Genomic DNA, 16,270 nt, shown 5'->3' with positions numbered 1-16,270 from the left:
AGGGGCATGGCCTCCTTCCTCGTCGTCCCCCAGTGGCAGGGCTCGGCGTCGACGCGCGCGATGCGCCTCGTCGACGGAGCGGAGGCGATCCGGGGCGATCTGCCCTCCTCCGCCACCGTCTCGATCGAGGTCCCCGCCGAGGCGGGCGACGCACAGGACACCGGGATCCGCCGCTACGCCTCCGTCGCCACCACCGCCGAGCGGATCCGTGAGACGCTCGCAGGACGCGGCGAGCCCGTGATCACCATCGGCGGCGACTGCGGCGTCGAGTTCGCCGCGATCGGCCACGCCGTCCGCACCGCCCCCGGCCCCGTCGCGCTGGTCTGGCTCGACGCCCATCCCGACGCGCACACCCCGGAGTCCTCGTCCAGTGGCGCCTTCTGCGGCATGGTGCTCGCGGCGGTGCTCGGCCGCGGGGTCGGTCTGCTCAGCGCGCCGGCCGGCGAGCGGGTGGCGGAGGAGCGCGTCGTGCTCGGAGGCGTCCGAGCGGCCGAGAGCGGCGAGCTCGAGCCGCTCCTCGAGGGCGGTGCCGCGCTGCTCGGAGTCGAGGCGCTCGATCCCGACGCATTGGTCGCGGCCGTCGAGGCGACCGGTGCCGCCTCGGTCTACGTGCACATCGACCTCGACGTGCTCGACCCCGCGGATCTGGCGGGGCTCTTCGATCCGATGCCGTTCGGCGTCCCAGCATCGCGCCTGGTCGCGAGCATCGAGGCGCTGCGGGCGCGGTTCCCGCTCGCCGGTGCAGGCGTCACCTCCTTCGCCCCCTCGTCCGCGCTCGCCGCCGAGGACGACCTGCCGACCATCCTGCGCATCCTCGGCGCCCTGTCCCGCGGGGCCTGAGCACCGACCCCCAATCGCCGCGCAAGCCCCGGCGCATGTCGGTGGCACCCGGCAAGATGGCGTGAGGCGAACGAGCGGAGGAACGATGAGCGACGAGCGGCCTCGCGTGCGCACCGAACGGCACGGCACCGTGCTGGCGATCGTGCTCGACCGCCCCGAGAAGCGCAACGCAGCCGATCTCCGTCTCCTCTCGGAGCTGGCGGCCGCCTACGGTGAACTCGACCGCGATCTCGGCCTGCGGGCGGGCGTCGTGCTCGCCGAAGGCGGGCACTTCACGGCAGGCCTCGACCTCGCCGATATCGGTCCGCGCCTGGGCGCCGACGGCCTCGACTTCGTTCCCGAGGGCGGCCTCGACCCGTGGGGTCTGCGTACCCGTCCGGTCGCCAAGCCGGTCGTCATCGGCCTCCAGGGCACGTGCCTCACTCTGGGCATCGAGCTCGCGCTCTCGAGCGACATCGTCCTCGCCGAGGAGTCGACGCGCTTCGGGCAGATCGAGGTCGCACGCGGCATCCTTCCCTTCGGCGGAGCGACACTCCGCTTCCCCCGCGCCACAGGCTGGGGTGACGCGATGCGGTGGATCCTCACCGGGGACCCGTTCGACGCCGCAGAAGCGCACCGCATCGGCCTCGTCCAAGAGGTGGTCGCCGACGGCACGGTCGCCGAGGCCGCCCATGCGCTCGCCGCGCGCATCGCGGCTCAGGCCCCCCTCGCCGTCCAGGCCGCTCTCGCCAACGCCCGCCTCGCGCTCGCCGCCTCCGATGCGGAGGCCGCCGCAGCACTGCCGGTCGAGCTCGCGCGCCTCGCTGCCTCCGACGACGCCCGAATCGGAACCGAGGCGTTCCTGGCACGCTCGACCGCGGAGTTCACCGGCCGATGAGCGATGAGACCGGCACCGCCACGGCACCCGATGCGTTCTCCCTCGAGGCGCAGCGCGCCCGCGCCGCCGAGCAGCTCGAGATCAGGCTGCGCTACGGCGACCAGGTCTGGGAGCTGCGCGAGGTCGACCACTTCGCCGTCTTCTCCCGGCGCAGCGCCGCGCGTCGCGCCGGCCGGACGCTCGTCGCCTCCGGCTTCGAGATCGCGATCTCGCGCCTGCGCCTCAGTCAGGTGCTGGTCGCCAGTCACCACTCCGCGGTCGACGAGGAGTCGACCAGCGCCTTCCTGCGTCAGGTGATCGAGGCGGTCGAGAACGAGGGCGGACGCTACGACGGCTGGCGTGCCGAGATCGTGCCGGCGCATTGAGGCCCCAGCCAGCGCGGAGCCTCCTCCCGCGCACCCCAGCCGACGGGCCGAGCGCCCCCGAGTCCCCCCGGGAGGGACCATGAGCAGCACCACCACCGACGAGTTCGACCTGATCGTCATCGGAGCCGGGCCCGTCGGAGAGAACATCGCCGACCGCGCCGTCCAGGGCGGGCTGACCGCAGCCGTCGTCGAGAGCGAGCTGGTCGGCGGAGAGTGCTCGTACTGGGCCTGCATGCCCTCGAAGGCGCTGTTGCGCGCTCCGATGGCATTGCGCGCCGCCCGCGACCTACCCGGAGCCGCGCAGGCGGTCGGCGGAGGAGTGGACGTCGCCGCGCTCCTCGAGCACCGCGACTCCGTCACGAGCCACTTCGACGACCGAGGGCAGGTGCAATGGCTCGAGGGCGCCGGGATCGAGCTCGTCCGCGGCCACGGCCGCCTGAGCGGTGAGCGGGAGGTCACCGTCACGGGGCCCGAGGGCGAGGTGCGGGTCCTCCGGGCCCGTTCGGCCGTCGCCGTCGCCACGGGCACCACCGCGGTCGTGCCCGACATCCCGGGCCTGCGCGCAGCCTCCCCGTGGACGAGCCGCGAAGCCACCTCGGCCGAGGAGGTGCCGCCGCGCCTCATCGTGATCGGCGGCGGAGTCGTCGCCTGCGAGATGGCCACCGCGTACGCCGGGATGGGCTCCTCCGTCACCCTGATCGCACGGAGCGGGCTGCTCTCGCCGTTCGAACCGTTCGCCGGTGAGCTCGTCGGCAGCGCGCTGCGCGAGCTCGGAGTCGACCTGCGCGTGGGCGACTCGCCCGCCTTCGTGGAGCGACGGGCCGACGGCACCATCGCGGTGACGCTCGACGACGGTGACGTCATCGAGGCCGACGAGATCCTCGCCGCCACCGGCCGCGCACCGCACACCGCCGATCTCGGCCTCGACGCCGTGGGCCTCGAGCCCGGCTCCTCCCTCGCTGTCGACGACACGATGCTCGTGCTCGGCGCCGACGGAGCGCCCCTCGGCGGCGACCGGCCCTGGCTCTACGGTGTCGGTGATGTCAACCACCGTGCGCTCCTGACCCACCAGGGCAAGTACCAGGCGCGGGCGGCCGGAGACGTCATCGTTGCGCGGGCCACCGGCGCCGAGGTGCGCGACGCACCGTGGGGAGCCCACGTCGCGACGGCCGACCACGAGGCCGTCCCGCAGGTGGTCTTCACCGATCCCGAGGTCGCCTCCGTCGGCCTCACCGCGGCGGCGGCCGAGGGGGCGGGCTACCGCACCCGTGTCGTCGACTACGAGATCGGCTCCGTCGCGGGCGCCTCCCTCGCCGCCGTCGGCTACACCGGCACCGCGCGGATGGTCGTCGACGAGGAGCGGAAGGTCGTCCTCGGTGTGACCTTCGTCGGCAAGGAGGTGGGCGAGCTGCTCCACTCGGCGACCGTCGCCGTCGTCGGAGAGGTTCCGCTCTCGCGCCTGTGGCACGCGGTCCCGTCCTATCCCACCATCAGCGAGATCTGGCTGCGCCTGCTCGAGACCTACGGTCGCGACAGCGCGTGAGCAGCCTCCGCAGTGCCGTCGCCCGGGTGGCCCTCGACCCGGCGATCACCCGCCCCGGGTATCTGTTCGCGTGCGCGGTCGGGCTCGCCTGGGGCGCGGTGTGGAGCACGGGGCCGATTCGGCGCAGCCACGGGCTCGTCGTCTTCACCGGGCTCCCCTCCTGGGCGTTCGGCCGAGGAGGTTCGTGCGTGGGCACCAGCTATCTGACGGGCACGAACGTGTCCGAGCGCGTCCTCGAGCACGAGGCGGTGCACAAGCAGCAGTGGCAGCGCTACGGGATGTGGTTCCCGTTCGCGTACACCGTGGCGGGTCGCGATCCGCTGCGCAATCGATTCGAGATCGAGGCAGGCCTCGAGAAGGGCGGGTATCTCCGTGGTCGCTGACATGACGGGGCGCGTCGTCGTGCTCACCGGAGCGAGTTCCGGCATCGGACGGGTCGCGGCGGGGGCACTGGCTTCGGCCGGCGCCAGGGTCGCCGTGGTCGGGCGCAATCCCGAGCGGACGCGTGCGGTCGCGGCGGAGGTGGGAGGAGACGCGTTCCTGGCCGACTTCGACCGGCTCGACGACGTGCGCGAGCTGGCCGCCGCGTTGCTCGAGCGCTATGAGGGAATCGACGTGCTCGCCAACAATGCGGGCGGACTCGTCTCGACCCGCGCCGACACGGTCGACGGTCACGAGCGGACGATCCAGAGCAACCATCTCGCGCCGTTCCTGCTCACTCGGCTGCTCCTCCCTCGTCTCGTCGAGACCTCGCGTGATCACGCAGGCGTGCGCGTGGTCTCGACAGCCAGCCTCGCGAACCGGTTCGGCCGTCTCCGGCTCGACGACCTCGACAGCCGCCGGGGCCCGTGGCTGGGCGGTTGGCGCGCCTACGGCACGTCGAAGCTGGTGACGATCCTGTTCATCCGCGAGCTGGCGGAGCGTCTGCTGCCGACCGCGGTGGACGCCTACTCTTTCCACCCCGGCGTGGTCTCGACGAGCTTCGGCGCCGACAGCAGGCTGATGAGGGTGATGACGGGCCTCTCGGTCGGCTCCTTCGGCATCTCCCCCGAGGCGGGCGCAGTTCCTCTGATCACCGTGGCTTCCGAGCCCGATGTCGGCGCCGCGAGCGGCACCTACTTCGACCAGCTCACCCCGCACGGCTCCCTCAACCCGCAGGCCCGCGACCGCGCTCTCGCGCACGACCTCTGGAACCTCTCCAGCCGCCTCGTCGGAGTCGCCCCCACCCTCTGACCCCGCCTCCCGCTCCCCACCCGCACACACCCAACGACCCGCACCACCCGTCCCCATCCCCGTCCGCCCCCGCGGCCGCGGAGCCCCTCTCCCCACCCGCACACCCCGCCCCCGCACACCCCCACCCCGGCCACACCCCCTCGGCCGCGCCGCCCCCGCGGCCGCGCCGCTTCGGCGGCCGCGCCGCCTTCGGCGCGCCACCCGCTCCCCGTTCGAGCCTCCGGCGCGTCGCAGGACGTCACTCTGCAAGGCGGAGGAGGAAGCGATACCGGCGGTATCGCGCCCGACGACAACGCCGCAGAGTGGCGTCCTGCGACGCGCCGGATCAGGGGGATTCGGGGCGGCCGGTGCGCCAATATCCCATGAACGCCACCCGCCTCCGGTCCAGTCCCAGCTCGGTGACGAGGCAGCGGCGGATGAGCTTGACCGCGCCCGCTTCGCCCGCGATCCATGCGTAGAGGCCCGGGTCGGTGTTCTCTTCGGGGATCTCCCAGAGGATCTCGGTATCGACGTCGACGTCGGAGACCTCGATTCCGCGGTGGTGTGCTGTGAGGAAGCGGGTGGCCCATGCGCGGACGGCGTCGCCGAGGGCTGCTCCGGGTGCGGCGGCGGGCTCGCGGACGATCCAGGTCATGCTCACGCCAGCCGGATGGTGGAGGGCCAGGCGGTCGAGCACGGTGGGAACCTCGAGGAACGCGGCTCCGGTGGCGTCGTCGTCGAGGCTTTCGAGGATCGCCGCGATCGCGGGAACGGCGGTTTCGTCGCCGGCGAGCAGGAGCGAGGTGGCGGCTCCGGGGTGGAATTCCACTCCGCCGCCGGGCAGTTCGGAGCGGGTGTCGGGGGCGATGATGACGACCTGCTGGCCGGCGTGAGCCGACTCCGCCCAGGCCGACGCAGGGCCGGTGTCGCCGTGCGCCGCGAAGTCGACGTCGACCTCGGCGAACTCGGGGCGGGTGGCGCGGATCGTGTAGGTGCGGAGAGGGTTCCGCCATTCATCGGGAAGCTCGCGCCAGCGGGTGTACCAGTCGGGAGCGAGCCCGTCGGGTCCGTCCTCGTCGGCGACGGACGCCATGAAGTCCTGCGCGTCGGAGGTCGCGGTCGGTACGACGAGCTTGATCCGCTGGTCGGGCCCCGTGCAGCCGACGCTGTCGAGATCGGCTCCTGTGAGGGTGACCCGGATGAAGTGGGGAGCGATCCGTGTCGCGCTGGCGACGGTGGCGAGGTACGGCCGGTAGGCCGGGCGGGCGGGAGCGTCGGTCTGAGGCATCGATCCAGTCTGACACAGAAGGTTAGGCTTGCCTAACGTCGTCCTCAGTGTGCGGCGTGGTCGGCGGAGCTGCGCAGACGCGCCTCGACGTCGATCGCGAGTTCGGAGATGACGGCGCCCGCCCCACCGATCCAGGCGCAGAAGTCGTGGCGCGCATCCGCCCACGGATAGTCGCCGTCGACGACGGACATCTCGCCCATCCAGGCGCGAACGGCGCGATCGAGAGCGACCCCGCGGAAGCAGCGCTCTCCGGTTCCGGGGGCACCGGACCGCTCCGAGCGTCCGAGCCAGGTGACGCAGACCCGGCCGGGGGCCGCGAGCGGAGGCAGTCCGCGCGCGTCGTCGACCTCGATGAAGACCTGCCCGCGCGCGTTGATCGGCAGGGCGTCGAGGATGCTCTGGATCCACGGCACGACGGTCTCGTCACCCGCGATCAGGAACTGCTTCACGTCGACCGGCGCGGAGCCGTCGCGGTCCTCGAACATGCACATCGCGTCCGAGTATAGGCAAGGCTTACCTCAATGCCTAGGCCTCGCGGCAGACCGTGTGCCCGAGGTGCTCACCACTGCGGCGGATGCCGTCGCTGCCAGCGCGCCCGCCGCTCAAGCTGGGCGCCGATCGCGAGCAGCACCGCCTCGCCTCCCGGACGGCCGATCAGCTGGACGCCCATCGGCAGCCCCTCGCGTGTCGTGCTCAGCGGCAGCGACACGGCCGGCAGCCCGCTGACGTTCACGAAGGACGTGTAGGGCGTGTAGAGCACCTGCTGCTCGAAGTTGCGCTCGGGATCCTCGAGGTCGTACCAGCCCACGGGCCGCGGCGGCATCGTCAGCGTCGGGGTGAGGATCGCGTCGAACCCCGAGAACGCGGCGATCACGGCGCGCTCGTATCCCGAGAGCCAGGCGGCCGCCTCGACGATCTCGCGGGCGGAGCGGCGGCGTCCCTCCTCGACCAGCCAGCGCGTCAGCGGCTCCAACAGCTCGAGGTCGGCTCCCTCGACGGGCAGGGTGGAGGCACCGCTCTGCCACAGCGTCCGGAAAGCGGCCGGATACGCGGCACTCGGCGGCAGCGCCGCCTCCTCGAGGCCGTGACCGAGCTCGGCGAGGGCCGCTGTCCCCTCGTCCAGGGAGGCTCGGGCCTCGGCCGACAGGACGATGTCGTACTCCTCGTCCCACGGCGAGGCGGTGAGCACGCCGATCTGGAAGCGGCCCTCGCCGCGCACCGCCGCGCCGAGGAACGAGCCCTCGCCGTCGCCGGGAGCACCGAGGGACCAGCGCTGCGGGAGGCGACCGCGGCTGCGCTCGAGCATGCCCTCGAGCAGGAGCGCCGCATCGGCGACCGAGCGCGCGATCGGACCGCCCACGGTCAGCCCGCCGACTCCGCCGATGCCCGAGAGTGCCGCCACCCGCCCGCGCGACGGCTTCACGCCGACCAGCCCGCAGGCGGCGGCGGGGATGCGGATGGAGCCTCCACCGTCCGAGGCGGGCGCGAAGGGCAGCAGGCCCGCGGCGACGGCCACCGCCGCTCCGCCGCTCGAGCCGCCCGCGCCGAGGCGCGTGTCCCAGGGGGTGACGGCCGGCGGCCCGATGCGGGTCTCGGTGTACGAGGGCATGCCGAACTCGGGGGCCGCGGTCTTGCCCACGCTGACGGCTCCTGCCGCGTCGAGCACCTCGACGATCTCGTCCGATGCCGTCGGCACATGGTGCTCACGCACCCGCGACCCGGACGTCATGCGCACGCCGGCCCGGCGCCACAGGTCTTTATCGCCGCTCGGCAGGCCCCAGAGAGGCGCGGTGCGCGGCACGGAGGCGAGGGACGCGGCCCGCTCGCGCGCTGCGTCGGGCGTGACCGTGGTGAAGGCACCGAGCTCGCCGTTCCACCGCTCGATCCGGCCGAGGTAGTGCTCGGCGAGCTCCAGCGGCGTGACCTCACCGCGCTGCAGCCAGTCCCACTGCTCCTGTGCGCTGAGATGGTGGAGTTCGAACATGGAACGACCCTATTCCGCCGGTCGTCGAGACGGCGGAACAGGGTCGGGGACTCACGCGGCGCGACTGCCGCTCTCGCGGGCCTCGTCGAGGCCGAGACGGGTACCGGAGGGGACCACGGTGTCGCGGTCCACGCGGGCACCGGTGGCGATCACGGCAGAGCCGCCGATGCGGGAGTAGCTCCCGATCCGGGCTCCGGGCCCGACGATCGCCTCGGGTCCGACGTGCACATTGGCGCCGATGAAGGCACTGTGCCCGATCATCGCATCGCGATCAACCCAGCTGCCGGCGCCGACCCAGGCGCGCTCGCCGACGGTCGCTCCGGGCTCCACGTAGGCGCCGGTCTCGATGTACGCGGTCGCCGAGACGCGCGAACCGGGAGCGACCATTCCGCGTCCGTTCGCGTGGCGGCGATAGACGATCTCCTCGTCTCCGCTGCGCGCCCCTCGTCCCTTGGTCATCCGTGTTCCTGCCATCTGTCTCTGGCTCCTCCGAGCTGTCCGGTGGACGGGGCTCGGCGCCCCGTCCCGTCATCCGTAGACAACATCGAGGCGTCGGCGGTCATTCCCCGGTCGAGAGCCGCGGCGCACGACGCGGGACGGGGCTCACTCGACGGCGGCCGCGACCGCGGTGACCACCGCGCGGAACCGCTCGGGCGCCTCCCGGATCGAGCGCCGCGCGAGTACTCCGGCGAGCGCCGACGAGGCGGGAGAGGCGAGCAGCTCGCACTCGACGCGCGAGCCCTCCTCGTCCTCGATCACGCGCCACTGCTCCCGCCCCAGGACGGGCAGCCGGCGCTCGAGCCCACTCCCCCGGAGCTCGAACCGGGCGTCCTCCTGGACGAGCAGGTCGGCGAGCGCGGCCAGCACAGGAGCAGGAGAAGCGTGGAGGACGGAGGCGAGGGCGAGGAGGCTGCGCACGGCCGCAGTCTCGCACGACCGCGGGTCAGGAGCGGGCGTCGAGGACCCTCCTCAGCCAGTCGAACGACGCCTTCGGCACCCGGTCGTGGCTCCGCGCGTCGAGCGCGACCAGACCGTGCGGCCGAGTGTAGCCGTGCTGCCACTCGAAGGCGTCGACCAGAGTCCACAGCTGCACCGCCTCGACGGGCAGCCCGTCGTGGACCGCCTCGGCCAGGGCTGCGAGGTGCGCGCCGAGCCAGCGGATCCGCTCCGTATCGATGATCGCGCCGTCGCGATCCGGCTCGTCGGGGTAGCTCGCGCCGAGTGCGGTGACGACCAGCGGAGGCAGCGCCTCGCCGTAGCGCTCGACCAGTGCACCGAGGACCGACACGACAGCCCACGGTGCTACCGGCGATCCGTCTCCGGTGCGGTCGAGGTCGGGCCACGGCGCAGTGTGGAACGGGAGCACGGGAGGTGCGCCCACTCCTGTCGGGGCTGAGGGGTCGCGCCCGGCGACGATGCGCTGCGGCGGCAGCGGCGCGACGGCGTAGAAGTCGAGCGGAACGGCGATGCGCGCGAGGTCCACCGGGTCGGCCTGCGCGAGGGGGGCGAGGAACGACGGCAGCTCCTCCGGACCCGGCGGGTAGGCGCCGGTCAGCACGGCATCGGCGACCAGGCGGTTGCGCAGCACGTCGGCCAGCGCCGCCCAGGCGCGATCGTGCTCGTCGTCCGAGGCCGCCTCCACCACCGAGAGCGCGTCGACCAGGCCGATCCTGCCCGTCACCTCGGCGGCTCGCAGCGCCTCGACCGCTACACCGTGCCCGAGGAGCTGGTGGTGCAGCGCGGGAAGAGCGCTGAAGAGGCGCCCGGCGGCAGGCGCCTGGCGGGTCAGGGCGTAGCCCTCGAGCATCACGGACGAGGGGGAGTCCAGCGTGATCCAGTCGGAGACGCGGTCGCCCAGCCGGGAGCCGAGCTCGAAGGCGAGGTCGCCGAAGCGGAAGGCGGTGTCGCGATGCAGCCAGCCCCCGCCGAGCGCCGACGGCGTGTCACGGTGGTGCAGCGTGAGCGCCACCCGGAGGCCCGCCTCGGCGAGCGCGTCGAGGACCCGGTCGTAGAAGCCCAGACCCCCGGTGTCGAGAGGTCCGCGCCCGTCCGGCTGCACGCGCGGCCACGCCACCGAGAGCCGCAGCTCGTCGACGCCCAGATCGACGAGCAGCGCCAGGTCCTCGCGCCAGCGCAGGAAGAAGTCCGTCGCCACCTCGGGAGTCGCCTCGTCGGCGATGGTGCCGCGCCGCAGAGCGAAGTCGTCCCAGACGGAACGACCCCGCCCGCCCGCGTCGAGCGAACCCTCAGTCTGGAAGGCGCTCTGGGCGAGCCCGATGCGCAATCCGGGCGGCAGGAGCCTCCCCAGCTCGCGCGGATCGTCGAAACGCGCTGCGTCGGCGCGCACCTGCCGCCGATCGCGCCCGCGGGCGTCGTCTCCACGCATGCTGTCCTCCGGGTTCTCGTTGCCGGGTATATTCTCGCGGAAGCGCTCTCCCGGAATCTCCCGACCCCTTCCCGTCCGGCCGCGTCCGTCATCCTCAGGGTGTACATCCGGCAACGGGGGTGCGGCGAGCTTGACAGCGCCGTCGGGCCACCGTGCAATGGACCCATCGTGAAATCGGGCGTCGGCAGGGCAGTACCGGGGAGTTCACCGGTCGCCCCGGTGCCCCGGCTCCGTCGATCCCGCAGGAGCACCGCAGCGTTCTTGCTGCTCCTCGTCGCCGCGGTCACCTCCGTCTCCGGCCTCGCCGCTCCCGCTGCCGATGCCGCAGCGCTCGCGATCAGCGCCCCGGCCGACGGGGTCGTCCTGACGACGGGCAGCACCACCGTCTCGGGCACCGCCACGGCGGGAGACCAGGTCCAGGTCGGCATCCGCGGCGGTGGCGACCCCCTCTGCATCGCGACGACGGCCGCCGATGGCGGCTGGAGCTGCGCGGTGACGCTCAAGGACGGTCCGGTGACCCTCGTCGCCGTCGAGCTCCTCGCCGGAGGCGGGACCACCTCGACCGCCGTGAGCATCGGCGTCCTCAGCGCTCCGGTCATCCAGTCCGTCGACGGCTCCGCCACATCGGCGGGCTCCGTGCGCGGCACGGCGTACGCGGGAGCGAGTGTGGCGGCGGTCTCGGACGGCGGCGCCTCCTGCCTGGCGACCGCCGACTCCAGCGGAGCCTGGTTCTGCCAGCTCGCACCCACACCTGCTCCCGGCAGCTACCGGGTGACCGCCACGCAGACCGCCTCCTTCGCCGGCAGCACGGCCTCGCCTGCGAGCGCCCCGGTCACGCTCGTCGTCGACACCGCCGCCCCTGCCGCACCCACCCTCACGTCGCCGAGCGGAGGCGCGACCCTGCCGCTCAGCGGCGCCTCCTACTCGGGCACCGGCGTCGACGGCACCCGCGCCTATGTCTACGTCGACCGCGTCAACACCTGCGACGCAGCGGTCAGCGGAGGCGCCTGGAGCTGCACCGGCGGCACGATCGCGGCCGGAACGCATCGCGTCTCGGCCATCGCGGGCGACACCGCGGGCAACTACAGCTCGCCGAGCCCGTGGGTCGACGTGACCTTCGCGACCTCCACGCCCACCCCGACCGGCACGCCGACCGCGACGGCGCCCACGACGCCGGGCGCGAGCCCCACACCGACGCCGACGAGCGCCTCCCCCGCTCCGAGTAGCCCCTCGCCGCGCCCGACCGGTACACCGACGCCCGGCCGCACGAACCAGGCGGCTCCCGCTCCGCCGAGCACGCCCGGCACCGACCCGGCACCGGCACCCGCGCCGGCACCGGCCCCCGGGACTCAGCCGCCGGTTCCGGTTCCCGCACCCGATGCCGGCTCCGAGCCGGGTGGCTGGAGCTCCGCGACCGGGATGACGACCGCGCTCTCGGCCGGGACTCCGATGGTCTCGATGGCCGACTGGATGCGCTCACTCGCGCTCGCGCTGCTGTCCCTCGCTCTCGTCGTCGTGCCCGCGCGGCTGGCCGCTGCCGGGCGCGCCCCGCGCGTGGCCCGCACCTGGCGCCTCACCGGACGCAACCGTGCCGCCGTCGAGTACGACGACACGCCGGAGACTCGCCCCGTCTCACCGAGCCTGATGGTGGTCGGGATGATCGGCTGCGCTGCCGGGCTCGTGCTGCTCTCCGGCCGCGTCGACAGCCAGCCGGCCTACCTGCGACTGCTGATCGCCGTGATCGTCGCGGTCGCCCTGGTCAACGCGGTGGCTGCCGGAGTCCCGGCCGTCGTCGCCCGCCGCCTCGGTCTGTCCGCCGTCGGCGTGGTCGCCGCTCCGCGCGCGCTCGTGCTGGTCGCCGGAGCCGCGCTGCTCTCGCGCTTCGCGGGCCTGGACCCCGCGTTCCTCTTCGGAGTCGTGATCGGGCTGGTCCTGCCGCACGGCGCCTCGACCGTGGACCGCGCACGGCTGGCCACGGTCCGCGTGGTCTCCCTGCTCGCCCTCGCCGGAGCGGCCTGGGGAGCCTCCGCGCTCGTGACCGTGGACGGCACGTTCGGCACGGTGCTGGCCGCCGAGATCCTGAACGCGACCACCCTGGTATCCGTGGGCTCGAGCGTGGTGCTCCTGTTCCCGGTCGGACGACCCGCGGGCCGCAGCATCCTGCAGTGGTCGCCGCTGCTCTGGCTGGGCCTCACCCTGCTCGCGACGACCATGCTCTTCGTTCTGCTCACTCCGACGATCACCGCATGGAGGACCGACGGCGGTGCGGGCCCCGTGGTCTTCGCCGTCGTCGCGTTCAGCGCGGTCTGCACCTCGATCTGGGCCTGGCGCCGCTACGTCGAGTAGCGGGGGCGCTCACCCGATCGAAACGGGCTGATCGAGGTCGTCGTCGGGGAGCAGATCGACGACGGCGCTGACGACGAGCTCGTCGAGCGTCGCGATCCCGCCGTAGACGCCCAGGAACGCGGTGTCGGCGGCGTCGCGCCCCGTCGCGATCCGGACCAGGCTCGAGCGCGGGGCGAGGGTCGTCGCGTCGACCACCCGCCACTCCCCCTCGATCCAGGCCTCCGCGACGGCGTGGAAGTCCATCGGCTGCAAGCCCGGCGCGTAGACCGCGGCCAGCCGGGCGGGTACGTCGAGAGCACGCAGCAGCGCGACGACGAGGTGCGCGAAGTCGCGGCAGACCCCGCGGCGGGCGAGCAGCGTCCGCTCGGCGCCGTCGGTCGGGAGGCTCGACCCGGGCACGTAGGCCAGACGGGTCCCCACCCACGAGCTCACGGCGGTGAGCAGCCCGGTGCCCGAGAGCCCGGCGAACTCCGCGCGCGCCGTCGCCCACAGCACGTCCGACTCGGAGTAGCGGCTCGGCCGGAGGTAGCGCAGCCGATCCACCTCCTCCCCCGCGAGAGGCGCGAGGCGGCCGGAGACGCGCGCCGCGTAGTCGACGACCAGGCGGCCGACGGGGGCGTCGAGCACGTGCAGCCGGGTGCCGTGCTGATCGAGCACCTCGCGCGCGACGAGGGGCCGGCCGTCGACGCTCAGAGCGAGCGTCTCCTCGGCGCCGTACGCCTGGGCGACGGCGACCGAGAGGACGAGCGCAGCCGGAGCCGCGACGTCGAGGCTGAGGTGGACCGAGACGTCACGCTGCATGCGGGCTCCTTGTCGACGGAATGGGGGTCAGGCTCCCTGCTCGCCCTTCGGCGGCGGGGTCGGTGCCGCGTCCGGCTCCTGCACGAGCTGAAGGCCGCCGGACGAGTTCGCCGAGACGGTCAGCAGGTCGATCCAGGTGCGGTTGATCGACGGGACGCGGCCGCCGAAGTACTTGAAGTAGAGGGGCACGGAGGGGTCGAGCCAGATGCTCGAACGTCCGTCGCCCACCGCCGGGTCGTCGCGCCAGGAGAAGAAGAAGCTCTCGCGGCGGCGCAGCTTGTTGGCGATGACGATCTGGACGTGCGTGAGTGTGCGGTCGTCGAACTCGATCTCGACTCCCGAGGCTCCGTAGAGCAGCTTCCCCATGGGGGCCTCCCGGCCGCCCGTCGCCGGGCGGTGTGTGACGGTGCCCGAGGGCACGAGAAGCGGGTACCGTTCGCGACACCCGCCGTGGACCGGAGGGACCGCCTCCGGACGCGAGCGCCCGGGCGTGGAACCGCCTGGCACGACTCTATGCGAGGTGGCGCGAGCGCGCGGGGTCGACAGCCGATTCCCGCACGCGACGCTCCGCCGCACTCGTACGCCGCCGGTCGGGGGCTCGGTCAGAGAGGACGGATCCGAGCGCCCCGATCACCCGGAGCACCTCTCCACCTCGATGGCGAAGAAGCCCCAGGGCCGACCCGCTCCGGACGCGCCGCCGCGCCGCCCCGGCACTGTCGGGGGTCGCACGTACGGTACCCCCATGATCGAATGCGCACTCTGCGGAACCGACGCCGTCGTCCTCGACCGCTCCGGCGGCAGGGACACCGAGGAGGAGCTCGTGGTGCTCTGCACCGACTGCACCCCGGGCGAGATCACCGAAGCGCTCGAGTCGACGCTGCTCGAGTCGACGCTCATCGAGTCGACGCTCATCGAGTCGGCCCGCAGAGGCGCGAAGGCGCGAGCGGCCTAGGCTCACCGACGCGCACCAGACCGGTGCGGAGGTGCCCCCACTGGGACTCGAACCCAGACTGAGACGATTTTAAGTCGTCTGCCTCTGCCGATTGGGCTATGGGGGCGACCATCGGGAGGAGCGTGCCTCCCGACGGTGGTGTCAGGACTTGGCGGGCTCGCCGCCGACCGGAACGGGAGCACCGGCCTGGCCGGGGATCTGCGCCGGAGCCTGCGCGGCAGGAGCCTCGGCGGCGGGCGCCGCCGGGCGCGGGCGCGACGCGTAGGTCTCGAAGGAGCCGCGCGGGTACTCACGGGCCTCGATCGAGGCGATGTCGCGGCCGAGCCAGAGGTTGTTCCACCAGCCCCAGACCACGCGGAACTTGCGCTCCCACGACGGCATCGCGAGACCGTGGTAACCGCGGTGCATGACCCAGGCGGGGAAGCCCTTGATCGCGATCTTGCCGGACTGGAAGACGCCGATGCCGATGCCCAGGCCCGCGACGGCTCCCGCGTTCTTGTGGACGTAGTCGACCGGCTTCTCGCCGCGCAGGACCGCGGTGATGTTCTTGGCCATCAGCTTGCCCTGGCGGACGGCGTGCTGCGCGTTGGGGACGCAGAAGCCGCCGACGCCTCCCCCGGTGAGGTCAGGGACTGCCGTCGCATCGCCGGCGCCCCAGGCGCCCTCGACGAGCACGTCGTCGTAGCCGACGCGGAGGTCGGCGCGCACGCGCAGACGGCCGCGCTCCTCGATCGGGAGGTCGGAGTTCTTGATGGACGGGTTGGCCATGACGCCCGCGGTCCAGATGATGAGGTCGGACTCGAAGCTCTCGCCCGTGGAGAGCTGGATGACGCCGTTCTCGGCCGACGTGAGCTGCGTGTCGAGGTGCACCGTGGCGCCGCGCTGGTCGAGGTTCTTGAGCACCCAGTGGCTCGTCTCGAGCGCGACCTCCGGCATGATCCGGCCCATCGCCTCGATGAGATGGAACTGCGTCTCCTCGAAGTCGATCTCGGGGTAGCGCTTGAGCAGAGCGCTCGCGAAGGAGCGCAGCTCGGCGAAGACCTCGATGCCGGCGAAACCACCTCCGACGACCGTCACGGTCAGCAGGCGCGAACGCTCAGGGCCGGCCGGGAGGGACGCGGCCTTGTCGAAGTTGGTGAGGATGCGGTCGCGGATCGCGGTCGCCTCCTCGATCGTCTTGAGGCCGATCGCAGTGTCGGCGACGCCGGGGATCGGGAAGGTGCGCGAGACGGATCCGGCGGTCACGACGATCTGGTCGTACACGAAGTCGTAGGGCTCGCCGATGGTCGGGGTGATCGTCGCCGTGCGGTTCGCGTGGTCGATCTTCGTCACCTTCGCGGCGAGGATCGCCGTCTTCTTGAGGTGGCGGCGGAGCGACACGATCGCGTGACGGGGCTCGATCGATCCTGCAGCGACCTCGGGGAGGAAGGGCAGGTACGCCATGTAGGGCAGCGGGTCGACGATCGTGACCTCTGCCTCGTTCGGGCGGAGCTGCTTCTCGAGCTTCCACGCAGTGTAGAAACCGGCGTAGCCGCCTCCGACGATCAGGATTTTGGGCACGGTTGACTCTCCAAGAGGGATGGACAATGCGAACACCCCCACTCAACGCGAAGTGCCCGCTCTCGACGCGGGTGGCAGCACTGACCCCGACAGGGAAAGAGCTTAGCGAAGAGGAC

At 72.8% G+C, this 16,270-nt stretch carries 17 protein-coding genes and 1 tRNA gene; 8 read left to right on the top strand and 10 right to left on the bottom strand.

What is annotated here, in order from left to right; genetic code table 11:
• The first annotated feature begins 6 nt into the window (after nucleotides 1-6).
• From GSU10_RS04740 to GSU10_RS04715, 6 genes are all read left to right on the top strand, one after another.
• Complete coding sequence (locus tag GSU10_RS04740) at nucleotides 7-840, top strand: arginase family protein (RefSeq protein ID WP_068213068.1); 834 nt, start codon at nucleotides 7-9, stop codon at nucleotides 838-840.
• 85 nt (nucleotides 841-925) lie between these two features.
• Nucleotides 926-1,717, top strand: a complete 792-nt coding sequence (locus GSU10_RS04735) for a crotonase/enoyl-CoA hydratase family protein (protein ID WP_132504534.1) — start codon at nucleotides 926-928, stop codon at nucleotides 1,715-1,717.
• Nucleotides 1,714-2,082, top strand: coding sequence for a ribonuclease E inhibitor RraB (locus GSU10_RS04730; RefSeq protein WP_068213065.1), 369 nt, complete (start codon nucleotides 1,714-1,716; stop codon nucleotides 2,080-2,082). Before GSU10_RS04735 ends, GSU10_RS04730 begins: the two co-directional genes overlap by 4 nt.
• A gap of 79 nt (nucleotides 2,083-2,161) precedes the next feature.
• Nucleotides 2,162-3,625, top strand: coding sequence for a dihydrolipoyl dehydrogenase family protein (locus GSU10_RS04725; RefSeq protein ID WP_068213062.1), 1,464 nt, complete (start codon nucleotides 2,162-2,164; stop codon nucleotides 3,623-3,625).
• Nucleotides 3,622-4,008, top strand: coding sequence for a Fe-S oxidoreductase (locus GSU10_RS04720; protein WP_068213059.1), 387 nt, complete (start codon nucleotides 3,622-3,624; stop codon nucleotides 4,006-4,008). The genes GSU10_RS04725 and GSU10_RS04720 overlap by 4 nt, the downstream gene beginning before the upstream one ends.
• A complete protein-coding gene (locus GSU10_RS04715; RefSeq protein WP_236713696.1) occupies nucleotides 3,998-4,858 on the top strand; it encodes an SDR family NAD(P)-dependent oxidoreductase in 861 nt (286 codons plus the stop codon). The genes GSU10_RS04720 and GSU10_RS04715 overlap by 11 nt, the downstream gene beginning before the upstream one ends.
• 325 nt (nucleotides 4,859-5,183) lie before the next feature.
• Here GSU10_RS04715 and GSU10_RS04710 read toward each other — a convergent pair whose 3' ends face one another.
• The 6 genes from GSU10_RS04710 to GSU10_RS04685 all read right to left on the bottom strand — a co-directional run bounded on the left by GSU10_RS04710 (nucleotide 5,184) and on the right by GSU10_RS04685 (nucleotide 10,495).
• A complete protein-coding gene (locus GSU10_RS04710) occupies nucleotides 5,184-6,125 on the bottom strand; it encodes a siderophore-interacting protein (protein WP_068213631.1) in 942 nt (313 codons plus the stop codon).
• Nucleotides 6,126-6,169: 44 nt separating this feature from the next.
• Nucleotides 6,170-6,616, bottom strand: coding sequence for an SIP domain-containing protein (locus tag GSU10_RS04705; protein WP_132504532.1), 447 nt, complete (start codon nucleotides 6,614-6,616; stop codon nucleotides 6,170-6,172).
• A gap of 68 nt (nucleotides 6,617-6,684) precedes the next feature.
• The gene (locus GSU10_RS04700; protein WP_132504530.1) at nucleotides 6,685-8,109 is read right to left on the bottom strand and encodes an amidase; all 1,425 of its coding nucleotides are present in this window, start codon (nucleotides 8,107-8,109) and stop codon (nucleotides 6,685-6,687) included.
• A gap of 51 nt (nucleotides 8,110-8,160) precedes the next feature.
• Nucleotides 8,161-8,568: a hypothetical protein gene (locus tag GSU10_RS04695; protein ID WP_068213240.1), complete on the bottom strand. Its 408-nt coding sequence runs from the start codon at nucleotides 8,566-8,568 to the stop codon at nucleotides 8,161-8,163.
• Between the two features lie 144 nt (nucleotides 8,569-8,712).
• Nucleotides 8,713-9,027: a hypothetical protein gene (locus GSU10_RS04690; protein ID WP_068213242.1), complete on the bottom strand. Its 315-nt coding sequence runs from the start codon at nucleotides 9,025-9,027 to the stop codon at nucleotides 8,713-8,715.
• Between the two features lie 25 nt (nucleotides 9,028-9,052).
• Nucleotides 9,053-10,495 carry a glycoside hydrolase family 1 protein gene (locus tag GSU10_RS04685; RefSeq protein WP_132504528.1) on the bottom strand — a complete coding sequence of 481 codons (1,443 nt, stop codon included), beginning with the start codon at nucleotides 10,493-10,495 and terminating at the stop codon, nucleotides 9,053-9,055.
• A gap of 261 nt (nucleotides 10,496-10,756) precedes the next feature.
• On the opposite strand from GSU10_RS04685, the gene GSU10_RS04680 reads away from it, so the two are divergent.
• Entirely contained in the window at nucleotides 10,757-12,841 is a 2,085-nt protein-coding gene (locus GSU10_RS04680) for an Ig-like domain-containing protein (RefSeq protein WP_132504526.1), read from the top strand.
• A 9-nt stretch (nucleotides 12,842-12,850) separates the two neighbouring features.
• Here the strand turns inward: GSU10_RS04680 and GSU10_RS04675 are convergent, their stop codons facing one another.
• Nucleotides 12,851-13,642, bottom strand: coding sequence for a transglutaminase-like domain-containing protein (locus GSU10_RS04675; protein WP_068211886.1), 792 nt, complete (start codon nucleotides 13,640-13,642; stop codon nucleotides 12,851-12,853).
• A 27-nt stretch (nucleotides 13,643-13,669) separates the two neighbouring features.
• Nucleotides 13,670-14,008, bottom strand: a complete 339-nt coding sequence (locus tag GSU10_RS04670; protein ID WP_068211888.1) for a DUF7882 family protein — start codon at nucleotides 14,006-14,008, stop codon at nucleotides 13,670-13,672.
• A gap of 376 nt (nucleotides 14,009-14,384) precedes the next feature.
• On the opposite strand from GSU10_RS04670, the gene GSU10_RS04665 reads away from it, so the two are divergent.
• Nucleotides 14,385-14,594, top strand: coding sequence for a hypothetical protein (locus GSU10_RS04665; protein ID WP_132504524.1), 210 nt, complete (start codon nucleotides 14,385-14,387; stop codon nucleotides 14,592-14,594).
• Between the two features lie 32 nt (nucleotides 14,595-14,626).
• On the opposite strand, the gene GSU10_RS04660 is transcribed toward GSU10_RS04665, so the two are convergent.
• Both GSU10_RS04660 and GSU10_RS04655 read right to left on the bottom strand, forming a co-directional pair.
• Nucleotides 14,627-14,700: transfer RNA gene (locus tag GSU10_RS04660), tRNA-Leu, on the bottom strand.
• A 35-nt stretch (nucleotides 14,701-14,735) separates the two neighbouring features.
• On the bottom strand, nucleotides 14,736-16,154 hold the full coding sequence (locus GSU10_RS04655) for an NAD(P)/FAD-dependent oxidoreductase (RefSeq protein ID WP_068211892.1): 1,419 nt from the start codon (nucleotides 16,152-16,154) through the stop codon (nucleotides 14,736-14,738).
• Between the last annotated feature and the right edge of the window lie 116 nt (nucleotides 16,155-16,270).

Origin of the sequence: Rathayibacter tanaceti, assembly GCF_009834165.1 — a bacterium.
Classification (GTDB): domain Bacteria; phylum Actinomycetota; class Actinomycetes; order Actinomycetales; family Microbacteriaceae; genus Rathayibacter; species Rathayibacter tanaceti.
This window is presented reverse-complemented; position numbering and strand designations above follow the sequence as displayed.